We start from the raw sequence: 17668 nt of genomic DNA on the forward strand, positions 1-17668 counted from the left end.
CGGGCCGGCGGCGCGGCGGGCCACCGCCACCGAGGCGCGGCCCTTCCAGCGCAGCACGGCGCCGAGCCTGAGCGCCTTGTTGGCGAGGAAGGCGCCGGCGAGCGCGAGGCGGAAGCGGTTCGGATAGGGCAGGACGCGGGCAAGCACCGCGCGGACCAGGCGGTCGTGCCAGGGCCGCGCATAGGTCCTTTCGATATGCGCGCGGGCATGGTCGACGAGGTGCATGTAGTGCACGCCCGACGGGCAGGTGGTCATGCAGGAGAGGCAGGACAGGCAGCGGTCGATATGCTTGACCACCTCAGGCGTCGCCGGCCGGCCGGTCTCGAACATCTCCTTCATCAGGTAGATGCGGCCGCGCGGCGAATCGAGTTCGTCGCCAAGCAATTGGTACGTCGGGCAGGTGGCCGTGCAGAAGCCGCAATGGACGCAGGTCCTGAGGATCTTCTCCGAGCTTGCGAGCTGCGGATCGGCGAGCTGTTCAGGCGTAAAATTGGTCTGCATGGGGTTCACACGCCTGGATACATGCGTCCGGGATTGAGAATGCCAGCCGGGTCGAGGCTGCTCTTCAGCTTCTTCTGCATCGCCATCAGGCCCGGCGCGGGCGGTGCGAACACGTCGACGCTGCGCCGGATCGCTTCGTCCGCGCGGATCAGTGTCGCGTGGCCGCCGGCCGCCCGGGCGAGCGCATGGATGCGGGGGGGCGCGGCGGGGTCGGTGCCCAGTGCGGCCGAGATCAGTCCGCCGCCCCAGTCGTAGATCAGCCGCGCGCCGTCGGCCTTCAGCCGCCCGCCGAGCGCGGCCGCCTTGGAGGGCGGCACGGACAGGCGCCAGATCATGGCTTCCGCCCCGCCGAGCAGGCCGAGGTCGCGGATCGCCGGCCAGAGCGTTGCGGCCTCCGCCTCGGCGAGACGGTCGAGCGGGCCGAAGCGGGCGAGCAGCCTGGCCAGCGCCCCGCTGCGATAGTGGGTCGAGGCGGCGAAGCCCTCGATCCGGATCAGCGTGCGCGCCGGCTCGCCGCCCTGCGCCGGCAGATGCGCCGCGCCGGTCGGCTCGAACGGCGAGCCGAGCGCGGCGGAGAGGGCCTCGATCGCCTCGGTGTCGCCAAGGCCGGTGAGCTGCAGCGTCGCCTCGGTTTCGGCTCGCGGCAGGACCTTGAAGCAGACCTCGTGGAAGATGCCGAGCGTTCCGTAGGAGCCGGCCAGTGTCTTGACGAGGTCGAGGCCGGTGACGTTTTTCATCACCCGGCCGCCGGACTTGATGTCCTCGCCGCGGCCATTGACGAATTTGAGCCCGATCATCGAGTCGCGTGCCGCGCCGAGATTGATCCGGGCCGGGCCGGAAACATTGCCGGCGGCGATGCCGCCGACCGTCGGCTCGCCGGTCGTGCCATAGAGGCCGCGATGGTCCATCGGCTCGAAGGGCAGGCGCTGGTTGCGCGCGGCGAGCGTCTCGGTCACCTCGCGCAGCGGCGTGCCGGCGCGCGCGGCGATGACGAGCTCGGCCGGCTCGTAGAGCGTGATGCCGGTCAGGCCGGCGGTCGAGACGCTGGCGGCGGCCTGGACCGGCCGGCCGAGACCCGCGCGCGTGCCGCCGCCGGCGACGGCCAGCGGGCTCCGCCGCGCATGGGCCTCGGCGACGATGGCGGCAAGTTCGGTGACGCTGGTCGGGTGATGCGCGGTCATCTGTCGGAACGGTCGGCCATGGGGGACATCAGGCGGCGCGCGGCGCCGGCAGGGGATCGCGGGGCGCGTCGAGCGGGAAGACCTTGGCCGGATTGAGGATCCAGCCGGGGTCGAAGGCCGACTTGATGCGGGTCTGCTGCAGGAGGTCGGTGTCGTTGAACTGGTCGCGCATCAGGTCGCGCTTCTCGATGCCGACGCCGTGCTCGCCGGTCAGGCAGCCGCCGACCTCGACGCACAGCCTCAGGATGTCCTCGCCCGCCCGCTCGGCCTTGATCTGCTCGTCGGGGTCGTTGACGTTGAACATGACGAGCGGATGCAGATTGCCGTCGCCGGCATGGAAGACGTTGGCGACGCGCAGCCCATAGCCCTTGACGATCCGGTCGATGCCCTCGAGCACGTCGGGCAGCCGGCCGGTCGGAATGGTGCCGTCCATGCAGATATAGTCGGCGACGCGGCCGGTCGCGCCGAAGGCCGACTTGCGTCCCTTCCAGATCGCCGCGGCCTCCATGGCGGAGGTCGATTCCTTGATCGTCGTGACGCCGTGGTTGCGGGCGATGGCGACGATGCGGGCGAGCATCGCGTCCATCTCCTCGTCCGAGCCCTCGACCTCGATGATCAGCATGGCCTCGACATCGAGCGGGTAGCCGGCCTTGGCGAAGGCCTCGCAAATGCCGATCGCCTGCCGGTCCATATATTCGATGGCGACCGGGATGATGCCGGCCCCGATAATGTCTGCGACCGTGCGGCCGGCCGCGGCGATCTCGGAGAAGCCGAACAGCACCGGGCGCGCGCCTTCGGCCGCGCGCAGGATCCTGACCGTGACCTCGGTGACCACGCCGAGCTGGCCCTCCGAGCCGACGATCAGACCGATCAGGTCGTAGCCGGCGGAATCGAGCGCCTCGCCGCCGATATCGACGATCTCGCCTTCCACCGTCACCAGACGCAGGCCGAGAATGTTGTTGGCGGTAACGCCGTATTTCAGGCAGTGCGCGCCGCCGGAATTCATCGCGACATTGCCGGCGATGGTGCAGGCGAGCTGGCTCGACGGGTCGGGCGCGTAGAAGAAGCCGGCATGAGCCACCTCGCCCGATATGGCGAGATTGGTGATGCCGGCCTGCACCCGCATGGTGCGGTCGGCGAAATTGGTGTCGAGGACCCGGTTCATCTTGGCGACGCCCAGCACCACCGCGTCCTCCTGCGGAATGGCGCCGCCGGCCAGCGATGTGCCGGCGCCGCGCGCCACCACCGGCACGCCTTCCTGGTGGCAGAAGGCGAGGATCTCGGCGACCTGCTCGGTGGTCTCGGGCAGTACCACCACCATCGGAACCTTGCGATAGGCGGTCAGCGCGTCGGTCTCGAAGGCGCGCCGCTCCTCCTCCTCGGTGATCACGCCCTCGCCCGGGACGATCTGTTTCAGCCGCGCGATCACCGTGTCGCGCTTGGCGAGAACCTCCGGACGCGGGGTGGGAAAGGCGATGCTCATCATGTCCTCCCCAAAGATGCCACTGAAGCCGAGGCGCACCTTTGATCGGCTCCAATATACAGGCCTTCGGGGCTGGCGAAACGCGATCGGACGCGCAAAGATTATTTCCCCCACGGAAAAGATGGACCCGCTTCTGTGACCCCTCTTGCCGATCTCGAAGTGTTTGCCCGTGTCGTGACGTCCGGCGGCATGTCGGCTGCCGCGCGGGAGATGGGCCTGTCGCCGGCGGTGATCTCCAAGCGCATCAAGCGCCTGGAGGACCGGCTCGGCACCCGTCTCCTGCAGCGCACGACGCGCCAGCTGTCGCTGACCGAGGCGGGGCAGGGCTATTACGAGCGGGTCGTGGCGATCCTCGCATCGATCGACGAGGCCGAGGCCTTCGTCACCCGCCGGTCGTCCCTGGCGCGCGGCACGCTGCGGGTCTCCGCGCCGACCTCTTTCGGCCGGCTGCATATTGCCCCGCATCTGCGCTCGTTCCTCGAGGCCAATCCCGATCTCGTCGTGCATCTGGAGCTGTCGGACAGTTTCGTCGACATTGTCGGCGAGGGCTACGATCTCGCCATCCGGATCGGCGAGCTCGACGATTCCTCCTTCGTCGCCCGGCGCCTCGCGCCCAACCACCGCCTGCTGGTGGCCGCGCCGTCCTATCTGGCCGAACGCGGCGCGCCGACCTCGATCGGCGCGCTCGCCGGCCATGCGCTGCTTTCGCACAACAGCGACACCTGGCGGCTCGAGGGCCCCGACGGCAGCCAGGTCGTGCGCCTGCACGGCCCGCTGAAGACCAATTCCTCCGAGGTGATCCGCGAGGCGACGCTGGCAGGGATCGGCATTGCGCTGCGCTCGACCTGGGATGTCGGGCCGGAACTGAAGGACGGGCGGCTCAAGGTGGTGCTGCCCGAATGGCGCGCCTCGCGGCGCGTCGGCGTCCATGCGGTCTACCCGACCCGCCGGTTCCTGCCGCAGAAGGTCAGGGTGTTCATCGACTGGCTCGCCGGGCTCTATGGACCGGTGCCCTATTGGGATGAAGGGCTCGACCTTCCGGCCTGACCCGGCTACAGCAACCGCCGGCAGGCCTGTCTCGGCGGTTCCGAACCGTTCGAGGCGCGCCTGCGACACAAGCACAGTTCTTCAGCGTAACCCGGATTGGTCATGACCGAGCGCGCCGCCGATCCCGCCCTCGACCTTCGCCTCGCCGCCCTGCTCGCCGAGGCCGGCTTTGCGCGCGCCGAGCCGCCGATCATGATCGCCGCCGACCTGGTGCGCGATCTCGTCGGCGAAGCCCTGGCGCGCCGGCTGTTCCTCACCAGCGATGCCGACGGCACCGAAATGTGCCTGCGGCCCGACTACACCATTCCCGTGGTGCAGGCTCATCTGGAGGGGCCGGCGGCGGGCGAAGCCGCGGCCTATTCCTATCTCGGCCCGGTGTTCCGGCATCGGCCGGGGCTGGCCGGCGAGTTCCTGCAGGCCGGCATCGAGCTGATCGGGCGCACCGACCGCGAGGCAGCAGAGGCCGAGGTGGTGGCGCTCGGCCTCCAGGGCGCGCGGCTCTATTGCGACGGCCCGCTCGAAATCGCCATGGGCGATGTCGGCATCTTCCTGGCGCTGCTCAAGGCGCTCAACCTGTCGCCGGCCTGGCGCCGCCGCCTCGTCAAGGATTTCCGCCGCAACGACATGCTGGCGGACGACCTGAAGCGCCTCGCCGACCCCTCGACCCACGCGCCGGTCCATGCCGGCCTCACCGCCGCCCTCGACGGGGCCGATCCGAAGGCGGCGCATGCCCTCGTCACCGACCTTCTGTCGATCGCCGGCATCGCCACCGTCGGCGGCCGGTCGGCGGCCGATATCGCCGAGCGGTTCCTGGAGCAGGCGGCGCTCGGCTCGGGCGGGCTCTGGCCCGACAAGGTGGCCGTGGTGCAGGAGGTGCTCGGCGTCGAGGGCGATCCGGTCTCGGCCGAGCAGCAATTGCGCGCCATCGCGGCACGGGCCGGGCTCGATCTTTCGGCCGCGCTCGACGCGCTCGCCCGCCGCAACACGCTGATCGCGGCGCGCGGCGTCGATCTCGGCACGGTGCGCTTCTCGACCCGTTTTGGGCGCGACGTCGATTATTACACCGGCCTCGTCTTCGAGATCCACGACGGCACGGGCGAGGTCGACAAGCCGCTGGTCGGCGGCGGCCGCTACGACCGGCTGACCGAAATGATGACGGCACGGCTCGGCCTCGACCTGACGGTGCCGGCTGTCGGCTGCGCCTTCTGGGTCGAGCGGCTGGCAGCCAAAGCCGCGGCCGGCCGGATCGCTCCTGGAGGCCCATGATGAGCCAGTCCTCGCCACTCGTCTTCGCGATTCCCTCCAAGGGCCGGATCCTGGAAAGCGCCCAGGGATTCCTAGAGCGCTCTGGCCTGAAGCCGGTCCAGGGCCGCGGCGCGCGCGACTATCGCGGCACCATTCCGGGGCTCGACCATGTCGAGGTCGCCTTCCTCTCCGCCTCCGAAATCGCCCGCGAGCTGGTGGCCGGCTCGGTCCATCTCGGCCTCACCGGTCTCGACCTCATGCACGAGGCGACGGCCGAGCCGGAGGCCAAGCTGATCTCGCTGTCGGCCCTCGGCTTCTCGCGGGCCGACGTGGTGGTGGCGGTGCCCCAGGCCTGGATCGACGTGCGCACCATGGCCGATCTCGACGATGTCGCGAGCCAGTTCCGCTCCAAGCACCGCGCGCGCATGCGGGTCGCGACCAAATATCTCAACCTCACGCGCGCCTTTTTCGACCGGCACGGCATTGCCGACTACCGCGTCGTCGAATCGGCGGGGGCGACCGAAGGCGCGCCGGCCGCAGGCGCGGCCGAACTGATCGTCGACATCACCACCACCGGCGCGACGCTCGCCGCCAATGCGCTGAAGGTGCTCGACGACGGCGTGATCCTGAAATCGGAGGCACATCTCGTCGCCTCCTGCACCGCGGCCTGGAGCGCGGAAGCGCTGGCGAGCGCCCGCGACATGCTCGATCGGATCGCCAGCCAGGCCCGCGCCCGCACGGTGCGCGAGGTGCGCACCCGCTTCGAGGCCGCCGACGCGCGGCTGGTCGAGGAGGCCAAGGCCCGCTTCGGCGCGGTCGCCCCGTTCGGCGGCCCGACCTCGTCGGGCATGCTGACGCTGCATTGCCCGCCATCGGCCCTGTTCGGCCTGTCGCGTTTCCTGCGCGACAGGGGCGCGGCAAGCGTTGCGGTCAGCGAGCTCGACTATGTCTTCGCCGCCGAGAACCCGCTCTACGACAAGCTCACGGCCGCGCTGGGGTAGTCGGGCGGCGAATGGCGAGTGGCGAAGAGCGCGTGGAGCGTTCCGAGGCGGCCGATGCCCTTGAAGTTGCCGCGGTCGAGCGGATGCGCCAACAATCGCGTTTGAGGGGTTCACGATGGCACGCGGACGTGCACTCTCTTCGCCATTCGCCATCTCCTACGCAACGCCGAGCACGCGGATCAGGATGACGCCGGCAAGCCCGGCCGCGAGCCCGGCAATGTCGCGCCGGACCAGCATCATGGTGCCGGCCGCGGCGGCCATGCCGATGAAGGCGCTCGGCCCGCCGCGCACCACCAGCGGCACGATGGTGGCAATCACGATCGCGCCCGGCAGCGCGCCGAGCGCGGCCTGCATGAACGGGGTGAGCGGCACCCGTCCCATGATCCAGTAGCCGAGGACGCGGACCCCATAGGTCACGACGGCCATGGCGGCGATCGCGGTCGCCGGGCCGATCCAGCCTGTGCCGATCGCCTCAATCATGATGGCGGAACAGTCCGGCGGCGATCGAGCCGGCAAGCGCGCCGGCGATGATGAACCAGTAGCCCGAGACGAGCTCGGCGGTCGCGACCGCCACGCCGGCGGCGATCGGCCAGACCATCCGGTCGCGCTTCGCCTTGAACAGGCCGACCGCCATGACGGTGAACAGCAGCGGCGTGATGAGATCGAGCCCGAACCGTTTCGGGTCGGTCATCATGTAGCCGAGCATATGGCCTGGGATGGTCGCGGCGATCCAGATCGACCACATGAACAGGCCGGCGCCGACGAACACGCCGGTATCGCCGCCGCCTCCCGCGCTGTAGCGCGAGCCGATCAGGAAATTGGCGTCGGTCAGGCTGGCGAGTGCCAGATAGGGTGCGCCGCGCGGCAGGCCGGCCGAGAGGTAGCGCTGCAGCGCCGCGCCCATCAGGACGAGGCGCAGATTGACGGCGAAGACGACCGCGGCGAGCGCCAGCAGCGCCGACGGTGTCCAGGCCTCGGGCCAGAGCTGCAGGGCGAGGAGCTGCGAGGCGCCGGCATAGACGAAGGCGCTGAGGCCTGCCGCTTCGCCGAGCGTCAGCCCCTTCTCGGCGGCGGCGGCGCCCACCGCGCCCGCGCCCATCAGCAGGCCCGGCACCATCGGCATGGACAGCCTGACGCCCTCGGCCATGCCGGCAAGGCTGAAGCCGGCGGGGGCCTGGGCGATCGGCACGGGGAGCGGGTCGGGAGAGGGCGTCGGCATCGCTCCGCTCCCATGCCGTGCCGCGCCGGCGCCGTAAAGGCGCGCCGGCGCAAGGGCGGGGCGCATTTTCCGACAAGCTCGGGCGGAGCGCGCCCCCGCCCGGCGTCGGCCTCATGGAGCGAGGCGGCGGATGCTCAGCACGGCGACGAGCGAGACCAGCGCGCAGCCGATGATGTAGAGCGCCACCGCCGACCAGTTGCCGTTGAAGGTGACGAGCAGCCAGGTGGCGATCAGCGGCGCGGTGCCGCCGGCGATCGCCGCGCCGATCTGCGAGCCGAGCGTGATGCCGGTATAGCGCACCCGGGTGGCGAAGATTTCCGACATGAGCGTGCCGAGCGTGGCGTTGATCGGCGCCCAGATCAGGCCTACCGCGACGATGGTGGCGAGCGCGACGGCCCAGTAGTGCCTGAGGTCGAGCAGCATGAAATAGGGGAAGGCGAAGAGGGCCATCAGCACCGTGCCGGTGAGGAAGACCTGCGGCCGGCCGAACCGGTCGGAGAGGCGGCCCATGACCGGGATCATCAGGGTGGTGATGATGGTCGCGACCGTGATCGAGTTCAGGATGGTGAACCGTTCGATCTTCAGCGTCGTGGTCGCGTAGCTGACCACGAAGGTGGTGAAGACGTAGAACGGCGCGGTCTCCACCACCTTGGCGCCGGTGGCGATCAGCACCTCGCGCCAATGATAGCGCAGCGTGTCGAACAGCGGCACCTTGGCGACGTCGCCGGCGCGCTTGGCCTTCTCGAATTCCGGCGTCTCGTCGATGCCGTTGCGGATCCACAGGCCGAGGAAGACGAGCGCGGCGCTGGCGACGAAGGGCACCCGCCAGCCCCAGGCGAGGAACTGGTCGTCGGGCAGGAGGCTCATCAGCGACAGCGACAGGGTCGCGAGGACGAGGCCGAGCGGAATGCCCATTTGCGGGATCGAGCCGAAGAAGCCCTTGCGGTTCTCGGGCGCATATTCATAGGCGAGCAGCAGCGCGCCGCCCCATTCGCCGGCAATGCCGAGGCCCTGGATGGCGCGCAGCGTGACCAGCAGGATCGGCGCCCAGATGCCGATGCTCTCATAGCTCGGCAGGAGGCCGATCAGCACGGTCGAGCCGCCCATCAGCGACAGGGTCAGGACCAGCGTGCGCTTGCGCCCGATCTTGTCGCCGATATGGGAGAACAGGAAGCCGCCGAACGGCCGGATGAAGAAGGTCAGCGAGAACGAGAGATAGGACAGCATCAACCCGACGACCGGATCGAAGTTCGGAAAGAACAGCCGGTTGAAGGCGAGCGCCGCCACCGTGCCGTAGAGAAAATAGTCGAACCATTCGATGGCGCTGCCGGTGAGGCTCGCGATCAGCACCCGGCGTTCGACACCGGCAATGGTCGGCGCGGCGGCAGCGGGGCCGACCGCGCCGGAGGCGCTCAGGATGGTGGCGTTGGGTTCGGACATGGATTTCCCCTCGAGAAGTCAGCTTGTTGCCCGCGCGGTCCCGGTTCCGGAGCGACGGGATGGAGCCGGCGGGCGGTCCGCGGCGCGCGATGGCGCGCCGGGCTCCCGCCGGGGGTTGGAGGCTCAGGCGGCGCGCCGCTCGCGGGCGGCAAGGTCGGCGATGGTCTTTCTGATCACCGCGACGACATGGTCGCGCTCGGCGCCGACGAGCGGCAGGCGCGGCGCGCGCGTCCACTCTGGCGCGCCATAGACCAGGTGCTCGGCCATCTTGATGTACTGGACGAGCTTGACGTGGGTATCGAGATGGAAGGCCGGGGTCATCAGCCGGTAGAGCCCGAGCGCATCGGCGAAGCGGCCGGCGCGCGCCAGGTCGAAGATCTCGACGCATTCCTTGGGCCAGGCATTGGTCATGCCGGATACCCAGCCGATGGCGCCGAGCGCCATGCTCTCCAGGATCAGGTCGTCGACGCCGCAGAAGATCCGGAAGCGGTCGCCATGGGCGTTGTAGAGATCGGTGACGCGGCGGATGTCGCCGGTCTCCTCCTTGATCGCCACGATGCCGGGCGTGTCGGCGAGCTCGGCGAGGATCGCCGGCGTCACGTCGACCCCATAGGCGATCGGATTGTTGTAGATCATGATCGGCAGGCCCGAGGCGCCGGCGAGCGCCTTGTACCAGGCGGCCGTCTCGCGCGGATCGGTCTTGTAGCCGAGGCTCGGGAAGGCCATCAGGCCCTCGGCGCCGAAGCTTTCGTAGCGCCGTGCCGCTTCGCCGGCGGCCTCGGTGGAAATTTCGGCAAGGCCGGACAGCAGCGGCACGCGGCCGGCGACCACCTCCTTCGCGGCACGGACGACCGTTTCCTTCTCGGCAATGCTGAGCGAGGCGTTTTCGCCCAGCATGGGCAGGACGATGACGCCCGAGACGCCGTTCTTGATCAGCCGGTCGATGCTCGACTGCGTCGCTCCGATATCGACCGCGCCGTCTTGTTTCAGCTTTGTCGTCACCGCCGGGAATACGCCGGACCATGCGGCCATGGGATCCTCCTTGAAGGCTCTGGCGCGGGCATCACCATGATGCGGCTACGCCAAATTGGATCCAATTTTGTCGGAGTCCGAACAGAGGTCAAGGCGCTTTTTTGCGCATGGGCGGACGGTTTCCGTCGATTTATGGGCAGGGGGTGGCGTCAGCGCCGCCGTCGTGGGCGGCGATTTTTGGCCGTTTCTCGCGCGGCCTCGACGCTGCCGATCAATTTGTCTGCGACATCGAGGATATGATCCTGAAGAAAGGCGACGGCACGGTGAAGATCTTTCTCGCGGCAGAGAGAAAGGATCTGGCGATGATCGGATTGAGCTTTTTCTTTTCCGTCCGTTACCTTCATGTGCATGTAGATATAGCGATCCGTTCCCTCGTGGATGCGCCGGATCATCGCGGTGATATGATCGCGATTGGCCGGACGATAGAGCCGTTCATGAAAACGCCAGTTCATGTCTCCCCAGCTCTCGATGCCGGCCTCGTCCATGGCCGTGACGATGGCCTCGGCCTCGGCGAGATCCTGCTGCGTCATGAAGGGGATAGCCGCGGCCAGGAGCCAGGTCTCGACGACTGCGCGCAGTTCGAAGGTCTGCCGGATCTCATCCAGTGACAATTCGGCGACGACGGCGCCGGAATGGGATACAATTTTGACAAGACCTTCGACCTCGAGATGCTTCAGGGCCTCGCGCACCGGGATGCGGCTGACGCCGAGCTCGGTCGCGATCTTCTCCTGGCGCAGGGCCGTGCCCTCGTCGATCTCGCCGGACAGGATCCGGTCCCGGAGGATCCGGACGACCTCCTTCGCGGCGGTGGCGCGTGTCATGAGCAGGCCTTTCTATGCGATGAGGCGCGACGGCCGCCGGGCCTGGGCCATGCCATGCGCGGCGCGCGCAGGTCCTTCCCGGTCGCCTGTGGATCGGCCTCGCTGGACTTCACGGAAGCGGCTAGGGACAATGGCACAACACCATCAAGCGAGGTCGCAATGGACAATCGTAACGCGTTGTGGCGCCACGTCGACGCTGCCAAGGACCGGCTGATCGCGCTCAGCGACCGGGTCTGGGGCATGCCTGAGGTCTGCTATACCGAGACCCGATCGGTTGCGGAACATACCGCCGAGCTGAAGCATCAGGGCTTCCGCGTCACCGAGAATGTCGCGGGCATTCCGACCGCGGTGATCGGCGAGGCCGGCGAAGGCGGGCCGGTGATCGCCTTCCTCGGCGAATACGATGCGCTGCCGGGCCTCAGCCAGGAGGCCGGCGTCGCCGAGCACCGGCCGATCGAGGCCGGCGGCCACGGCCACGGCTGCGGCCACAACCTGCTGGGCTCGGCCGCCATGCTGGCGGCGGTGGCCATGAAGGACTGGCTGGCCGAGAACAAGATCCCCGGCCGCGTGCGCTATTACGGCTGCCCGGCCGAGGAGGGCGGAGCGGCCAAGGCCTTCATGGTGCGCGCCGGCGCCTTCGCCGATGCCGATGTCGCCATTTCCTGGCACCCGTCGAGCTTCTGGGAGGTGACGCCGCCGTTGTCGCTGGCCAACACCCGCGCCGACTTCCTGTTCACCGGCCGCACCTCGCATGCGGCCGCCTCGCCCCATCTCGGTCGCAGCGCGCTTGACGCGGTCGAGCTGATGAGCGTCGGCGTCAACTACATGCGCGAGCACATGCCGAGCGATGCGCGCATCCACTATGCCGTGCTCGACACCGGCGGCATTGCGCCGAACGTCGTGCAGGCGACCGCGCGCGTGCGCTACTCGATCCGTGCCCGCGACCTGCCGGGCATGCTGGAACTGGTCGAGCGGGTCCACAAGGTGGCCAAGGGCGCGGCGCTGATGACCGAGACCGAGGTCAAGATGAGCATCGTCAGCGCGGTGTCCAACGTGCTCGGCAACACGCCGCTCGAAAAGGCCATGCATGGGATCCTCGAGGAGCTCGGTCCGCCGCATTTCGACGACAAGGACCGCGACTTCGCGCGCAAGATCCGCGCAACCCTGTCGGAACAGGACATCGCCGCGGTCTACCGTTCGATCGGCATGCCGGAGACCGATGCTCCGCTCGCCGATTTCGTCGTGCCGCTCGACGCACCGCGCAATCCGATGATCGGCTCGACCGATGTCGGCGATGTCAGCTGGGTGGTGCCGACCGTCCAGGCCCATGCGCCGACGGTGGCCATCGGCACGCCGTTCCACACCTGGCAGGTCGTGGCCCAGGGCAAGGCGCCGGCCGCCCACAAGGCCATGGTGCACGTCGCCAAGGCCATGGCCGCGGCCGGGGCGGCCGTACTCACCGACCCGGACCTGCGTGCCGCCGCCAAGGCCGACCTTGCCGAGCGGACGCGCCGGACCCCCTATGTCAGCCCGATTCCCGCCGACGTGATGCCGCCGCTCAACATGTCGCGCGGCTGACCGGGCTTGGCCGGGCGGCGCCAGTTGCTGCCCGGCTCAGCCCGCCAGAGCCTTGCGGAAGCAGAATTCCCAGGTCGCGCTGGCATCGGCGAGATAGCGCGACACCGGCTGGCGGGCGAAGCCGAGCTTTTCGTAGAAGGCATGGCCGCGCGCGAAGCGCGTGTCCGACCACAGCACGATCGTCCGGGCGCCGGCGCCGCGCACCAGCGCTTCGCCCTCGGCGAACAGGCGCTGGGCGAGGCCGGAGCCGCGCTGGTCCGCGGCGACATAGACCTTGAACAGCTCGGCGGTGCCTGGCGAGCGGGTCATGGTCGCAGCGAGCGAGCCGACGAGGCGGCCCGCATCCTCCGCGATGAACAGCTGCCCGCCCTGCGCGCGATAATGGCTCGCAGGTGCCTTCAGCTCGGGAAATTCCGCGTCGACGAACCGGCAGCCGGGATATTCGGCGAAGATGCGGGCGATCAGCGCGGCGAGCGCTGCGCCGTCGGCATCGGTTGCGGGGCGGATGATCACGATGCGCGGGTCCTTGCGGCTTCGACCAGGGCGAGCGCATCCTGCGGCGCGAGCGGCGCCGGCAGCCAGCTCGCCTCCACCGCGACGGCGGCGTCGAGCAGCTTCTGGTAGCGTTGGCGCGGCACCTCGATCGCGCCGAGCGAGCGCAGGTGCTCGGTGACGAACTGGGTGTCGAGCAGGCGGAAGCCGCCGGCGATGAGCTGGGCGACGAGATGGACCAATGCGACCTTGGACGCGTCGCGGTCGGTGTGGAACATGCTTTCGCCGAAGAAGGCGGCGCCGAGGCTCACGCCGTAGAGCCCGCCGACCAGGCGCCCGTCGCGATAGGCTTCCACCGTGTGGCAATGGCCCATGCGGAACAGGGCCGCGTAGAGCGATCGGATGCGACCGTTGATCCAGGTCGTCATGCGTCCTTCGGCGGGGGCGGCGCAGCCATCGATCACGGCCTCGAAATCGTGGTCGAGGCGGATCTCGAAGCGGCCCGAGCGGACGGTCCGGGCGAGCCGGCTCGATATGTCGAGGCGGTCGAGCGGAATGATGCCGCGCCGGTCCGGCTCCACCCAGTAGAGCCCGGGATCGTCGGCGCCCTCCGACATCGGAAAGATGCCGCAGGCATAGGCCCGAAGCAGCACTTCGGGCGTGATGGCATTGGCGATGTCGTCGCTATGACGGGTCATGATAGCGGAAACCTAACGCGGAATGGCCGGGCCGGCTACGGCTGCCGGCCGCCCGCGGCCATGGGCTCGAGGCCGCTCCGCCGCACGGCGTTTTCCGCCTCCGGCGAGGCGAGAAAGCGGATCAGCTCCTGGGCCGCCACCGGCTCGCGCGCATCGGTCAGGATGCCGGCCGAAAAGATCGTCACGCGCTGCAGCTCGGCCGGCAGCGGGCCGACATAGTCGACGCCCTGGATCGGCAGCAGCTCGCTGATCTGCTGGAAGCCGATCTCGGCATCGCCGCGGGCGACCACCGTGCCGACCCTTTCGCTCAGGATGCGCTGGCTCTTCGGTCCGGCAATCTCCGCGATGCCGAGGCGCTGGTAGAGCTCGGTGGAAATGTAGACGCCGCTGGCGCTCGCCGAATAGGCGATCGAGCGGGCCGCGACGAGCGTCTTCCTCAGGGCCTCGGCGGTCGAAATGTCGGGGCGCGGCTGGCCGGCCCGGACCACCATGCCGATGCTCGAGCGGGCGAGGTCGACCCGGCTCGGCGCGGCCACCCTGCCCTGGTTGATCAGGTTGACGAGGCCGCTTTCGGCCAGGATCACGACATCGGCCGGTTCGCCGCGCGCAAGCCGCACCGGGATGGCGTCGGGCGCGTTGCCCATGGAAGCGCCCCAGGCGGTGACCACCCGGTGTCCGGTCGCCCGTTCGAAGGCGGGCAGCAGCTCGCGATAGGCGGCGGTGAAGCCGCCGGAATTCATCACCCTGATCTCGGCCGCTCCGGCGCCGGTCAGCAGGGACAGGCCGACGAGCAGGAGGCCGAGGCTGCGGACGGCAATCGTGGCGAAGGTCATGGTCCCGTTCCCGTCTTGGCCGCGCCGGCGTCCGGTCAGGCGGCGATCCGCTTCTCGAAGATGATCTGGCCGTCATCGGTCAGGCCGGTGGCCGTCCAACCGCCATGCCGGTAGAAACGTTCCGCACGGGTGCCATGGCCGGTGGTCAGCGAGGCCTTGGCGTAGCCTGTCGCGGCAAGTCTTGCGCAGGCCGCGGCCAGCAGCGCCCGGCCGAGGCCGCGCCCTTCGAAACCCGGGTCGACGAAGAGCGCGAAGATCGTGCCGTTGCGCCGGTCCGCCGCGGCAAATCCCTGGACCGCGCCGTCGACCTCGAAGACCAGGAAGCCGCCATCGTCGATCAGCCAGGCGACATCCGCGGCGATCCGTTCCGGATGCGCGAGGCGGTTCTCGCGAACCGCCGCGCGGATCTCGCCAATGCGCTTCAGGTCGCTGCGGCCGGCGGTGCGGATCACTGCTTTTCGATGCCGGCGACGGTGGCCGCCTGCAGCCATTTGGCGGCCTCCTCGCGCACGCGCGTCGCCAGTTCCTCGGGCGAGGAGGGTTCGACCAGCATGCCGAGCGCCGCGGTGAGGGCCGCCTGCAGCTCCGGCGACTTCGCCGCCTCGCGCACCGCGTCATTGAGTTTCGCCACCACTTCCGGCGGCACGTTGGCCGGCGTGAACATGGCGAACCAGGCGATCAGCTCGTAGCCCTTCAGCCCCGTCGCCTCGTCGACGGTCGGCAGGTCGGGCACCTGCGGCGAGCGGGCGGCCGAGGTGACGGCGAGCGCCCGCACCGTGCTGGCGCGCACCTGGGGCAGCATGACGCCGAGATCGGCGGTGAACAGCGTCACCCGGTTGGCGATCAGATCCTGCATGGCGGTCGGGCCCTGGCGATAGGGCACGTGCGTCATCTTGATGCCGGTCATGGCCAGCAGCATCTCGGTGGAGACGCGCTGCGAGGCGGAGGCCGAGGCGAAGGTCAGGTCGTTGCGCGTCCTGGCATATTGGATCAGCTCGCCGAGCGTGCGCGCCGGCACCGCGTTCGACACGGCGACGATCAGCGGCACCGAGCACAGGAAGGACACCGGTTGGAAGTCCTTGAACATGTCGAACGGCACGTTGTTGAACAGGGCCGGGGCGGCGGCATTGGTCGAATTGGTGCCGATCAGGATCGTGTAGCCGTCGGGCTGGGCCTTGGCCGCGGCATCGGCGCCGATCAGGCCGTTGGCTCCCGGCCGGTTCTCGATGACGATCGGCTGGCCGAGCGCCTGGCTCATGCGATCGCCGAAGGCGCGGGCGACGATGTCCGTGGCGCTGCCGGCGGCGAAGGGCACGATGGCCCGGATCGGCCGCGTGGGGTAGGCCTGCGCGCCCGCCGGCAGGCTGGCGAAGCCGAGACCGGCCAGGGCCAGGAGGCCGGCCAGGAACCGTGATCGCGTGACGCCGCGCGCCGCGCGTCTCGCCATGCCGTCTGCCCGCGTCATGCTGATCCTCCCTCGTCGCTCGCCGGGCGACTGCGCGCCCGTTCCCTGGAGCGTCGAACCCTAGCGCGGAGTTCTGCGATCGGCCATGGTTTCGCGGCCGGGCCGCGTTTTCGCGGGGCCGGACCTGTGGGTGACGGACGAGGCGCGCCGGTTTCGTCCGGCCATTTTGCCGGGAGCGAAACCATGATCCTGATCGGCCAGTATGATTCGCCTTTCGTGCGGCGTGTCGCCATCGCGCTCGATGTTTACGGTTTCACCTTCGAGCATCGCCCCTGGTCGGTCTTCGGCAATGCCGCGGAGGTGGCACGCTACAACCCGCTGGTGCGGGTGCCGATCCTGGTGCTCGACGACGGCGAGGTGCTGATCGAAAGCGGCGCGATCCTCGACCATCTCGACGAGCGGGCCGGACCGGAGCGGGCGCTGATCGCGGCAAGCGGCCCGGCGCGGCGCCATGCCCTCAAGGTTTCGGCGCTGGCAACCGGTCTCGGCGAGAAGGCGGTGAGCCTGTTCTACGAACGCGTCATGCACACAGAGATCGTCGAAGGCTGGGTCGGGCGCATCGAGGGTCAGATCGCCGGTGGCCTCGATGCCCTGGAGGCCAAGCGTGCCGTTCGCGCGACACCCTACTGGTTCGGCGAGGCGATCGGCCATGCCGATATCGCGGTCGCCTGCGTGATGCGGTTCGTCGGCGAGGCGCATCCGCATCTGATGAAGCAGGACCGCTGGCCGGCGCTGGCGGCCCATGCCGCGCGCTGCGAGGCACTCGCATCCTTCCGGGCGGTCAGCCAGCCCTTCGTGCCGCCGCGCTGACGGCACGAGGGCCGGGCATCACCCGAGCCCTCCCCGTCGATCCCGGAGGCCGTCAGTGGGTTGCGGGCCTTGGCGGCAGCCAGGGTGACAGCAGGACCTCGATCAGCTCGATCACCGCATAGACGCCGAGCCCGAGGAAGGAGAGGGCGAAGAGCGCGGCGAAGGCGAGCGGCGTGTTCAATTGCGAGGTCGCGCTGAGCAGCAGATAGCCGAGCCCCTCGGAGGCGCCCATGAATTCGCCGATGACCGCGCCGATGACCGCGAGAGTGATCGCGACCTTGGCGCCGGTCAGCACGAAGGGCAGGGCTGCCGGAAACTGCACCTTGTAGAACACCTGCCAGCGCGTCGCCTTCAGGCTGCGGGCAAGCTCGATCAGCTCGCGCGGCGTCGAGCGCAGCCCCGCCGCCGTGTCGATGATGATCGGAAAGAACGCCACGAGCCAGACGATCGCGAGCTTCGATTCGAGCCCGGTTCCGAGCCAGACCATGATGATCGGCGCGAGCGCGACCTTCGGCACCGACTGGAGGGCGACCAGCAGCGGATAGAACATCAGGTTCAGCGGCCGCGAATTGGCGATCGCCACCGCCAGCGGAATGCCCACCGCGAGCGCCAGGAGGAAACCGAGGACCGTCTCCTGCAAGGTCACCCATCCCTCGCGCAGAAGCAGGGGAAACCACTGGACGAAGGCGGCGAACACGCTTTCCGGCGACGGCAGGACGGCCGGCGACACCTCCAGGAGATGGCAGGCCGCGGACCAGGCGATGAGGATGACCAGGACGCCAAGGGCGGGGTAGGCGATGCGCGACATGGAATCGGTCATGG

General features: G+C 69.3%; 19 protein-coding genes. 5 read left to right on the plus strand and 14 right to left on the minus strand.

The window, feature by feature from the left end; genetic code table 11:
- From OZ671_RS27415 to OZ671_RS27425, 3 genes are all read right to left on the minus strand, one after another.
- The coding region (locus tag OZ671_RS27415; RefSeq protein WP_268863658.1) for a 4Fe-4S dicluster domain-containing protein at positions 1-501 on the minus strand (501 nt) is incomplete at its 3' end.
- Between the two features lie 5 nt (positions 502-506).
- Positions 507-1682 carry an FAD-binding protein gene (locus tag OZ671_RS27420; protein ID WP_268863659.1) on the minus strand — a complete coding sequence of 392 codons (1176 nt, stop codon included), beginning with the start codon at positions 1680-1682 and terminating at the stop codon, positions 507-509.
- Positions 1683-1710: 28 nt separating this feature from the next.
- Entirely contained in the window at positions 1711-3165 is a 1455-nt protein-coding gene (locus OZ671_RS27425) for an FAD-linked oxidase C-terminal domain-containing protein (protein ID WP_268863660.1), read from the minus strand.
- A 135-nt stretch (positions 3166-3300) separates the two neighbouring features.
- On the opposite strand from OZ671_RS27425, the gene OZ671_RS27430 reads away from it, so the two are divergent.
- From OZ671_RS27430 to hisG, 3 genes are all read left to right on the plus strand, one after another.
- On the plus strand, positions 3301-4212 hold the full coding sequence (locus OZ671_RS27430; protein ID WP_038304665.1) for a LysR family transcriptional regulator: 912 nt from the start codon (positions 3301-3303) through the stop codon (positions 4210-4212).
- A gap of 102 nt (positions 4213-4314) precedes the next feature.
- Entirely contained in the window at positions 4315-5478 is a 1164-nt protein-coding gene (locus OZ671_RS27435; protein ID WP_038304664.1) for an ATP phosphoribosyltransferase regulatory subunit, read from the plus strand.
- Positions 5478-6458 (plus strand): ATP phosphoribosyltransferase, encoded by a 981-nt coding sequence (gene hisG / locus OZ671_RS27440; RefSeq protein WP_268863661.1) that lies wholly within the window; start codon positions 5478-5480, stop codon positions 6456-6458. Before OZ671_RS27435 ends, hisG begins: the two co-directional genes overlap by 1 nt.
- A gap of 156 nt (positions 6459-6614) precedes the next feature.
- On the opposite strand, the gene OZ671_RS27445 is transcribed toward hisG, so the two are convergent.
- The 5 genes from OZ671_RS27445 to OZ671_RS27465 form a co-directional block, all read right to left on the minus strand.
- Positions 6615-6938, minus strand: coding sequence for an AzlD family protein (locus OZ671_RS27445; RefSeq protein ID WP_268863662.1), 324 nt, complete (start codon positions 6936-6938; stop codon positions 6615-6617).
- On the minus strand, positions 6931-7677 hold the full coding sequence (locus OZ671_RS27450) for an AzlC family ABC transporter permease (protein WP_268863663.1): 747 nt from the start codon (positions 7675-7677) through the stop codon (positions 6931-6933). The genes OZ671_RS27445 and OZ671_RS27450 overlap by 8 nt, the downstream gene beginning before the upstream one ends.
- Positions 7678-7788: 111 nt before the next feature.
- Entirely contained in the window at positions 7789-9117 is a 1329-nt protein-coding gene (locus tag OZ671_RS27455) for an MFS transporter (protein WP_268863664.1), read from the minus strand.
- Positions 9118-9240: 123 nt separating this feature from the next.
- Positions 9241-10149, minus strand: a complete 909-nt coding sequence (locus OZ671_RS27460) for a dihydrodipicolinate synthase family protein (RefSeq protein ID WP_268863665.1) — start codon at positions 10147-10149, stop codon at positions 9241-9243.
- A 149-nt stretch (positions 10150-10298) separates the two neighbouring features.
- Positions 10299-10970, minus strand: a complete 672-nt coding sequence (locus tag OZ671_RS27465) for a GntR family transcriptional regulator (RefSeq protein WP_268863666.1) — start codon at positions 10968-10970, stop codon at positions 10299-10301.
- A 159-nt stretch (positions 10971-11129) separates the two neighbouring features.
- Between OZ671_RS27465 and OZ671_RS27470 the strand changes: the two genes are divergently transcribed.
- Positions 11130-12548, plus strand: coding sequence for a M20 family metallopeptidase (locus tag OZ671_RS27470; protein ID WP_268863667.1), 1419 nt, complete (start codon positions 11130-11132; stop codon positions 12546-12548).
- Between the two features lie 36 nt (positions 12549-12584).
- Here the strand turns inward: OZ671_RS27470 and OZ671_RS27475 are convergent, their stop codons facing one another.
- From OZ671_RS27475 to OZ671_RS27495, 5 genes are read right to left on the minus strand one after another with little or no spacing between them, the layout of a single operon-like run.
- On the minus strand, positions 12585-13061 hold the full coding sequence (locus OZ671_RS27475) for a GNAT family N-acetyltransferase (protein ID WP_268863668.1): 477 nt from the start codon (positions 13059-13061) through the stop codon (positions 12585-12587).
- A complete protein-coding gene (aat, locus tag OZ671_RS27480; protein WP_268863669.1) occupies positions 13058-13738 on the minus strand; it encodes a leucyl/phenylalanyl-tRNA--protein transferase in 681 nt (226 codons plus the stop codon). The genes OZ671_RS27475 and aat overlap by 4 nt, the downstream gene beginning before the upstream one ends.
- Before the next feature lie 35 nt (positions 13739-13773).
- Complete coding sequence (locus OZ671_RS27485) at positions 13774-14571, minus strand: substrate-binding domain-containing protein (RefSeq protein WP_268863670.1); 798 nt, start codon at positions 14569-14571, stop codon at positions 13774-13776.
- A gap of 35 nt (positions 14572-14606) precedes the next feature.
- On the minus strand, positions 14607-15023 hold the full coding sequence (locus OZ671_RS27490; protein WP_268863671.1) for a GNAT family N-acetyltransferase: 417 nt from the start codon (positions 15021-15023) through the stop codon (positions 14607-14609).
- A complete protein-coding gene (locus OZ671_RS27495) occupies positions 15020-16036 on the minus strand; it encodes a Bug family tripartite tricarboxylate transporter substrate binding protein (RefSeq protein WP_268863672.1) in 1017 nt (338 codons plus the stop codon). Before OZ671_RS27495 ends, OZ671_RS27490 begins: the two co-directional genes overlap by 4 nt.
- A 183-nt stretch (positions 16037-16219) precedes the next feature.
- Between OZ671_RS27495 and OZ671_RS27500 the strand changes: the two genes are divergently transcribed.
- Positions 16220-16846 (plus strand): glutathione S-transferase family protein, encoded by a 627-nt coding sequence (locus tag OZ671_RS27500; protein ID WP_268863673.1) that lies wholly within the window; start codon positions 16220-16222, stop codon positions 16844-16846.
- A 52-nt stretch (positions 16847-16898) separates the two neighbouring features.
- On the opposite strand, the gene OZ671_RS27505 is transcribed toward OZ671_RS27500, so the two are convergent.
- Positions 16899-17666: an ABC transporter permease gene (locus OZ671_RS27505; protein ID WP_268863674.1), complete on the minus strand. Its 768-nt coding sequence runs from the start codon at positions 17664-17666 to the stop codon at positions 16899-16901.
- Positions 17667-17668 lie beyond the last annotated feature (2 nt).

It is taken from the genome of Phreatobacter sp. AB_2022a (assembly GCF_026847585.1).
Classification (GTDB): Bacteria; Pseudomonadota; Alphaproteobacteria; order Rhizobiales; family Phreatobacteraceae; genus Phreatobacter.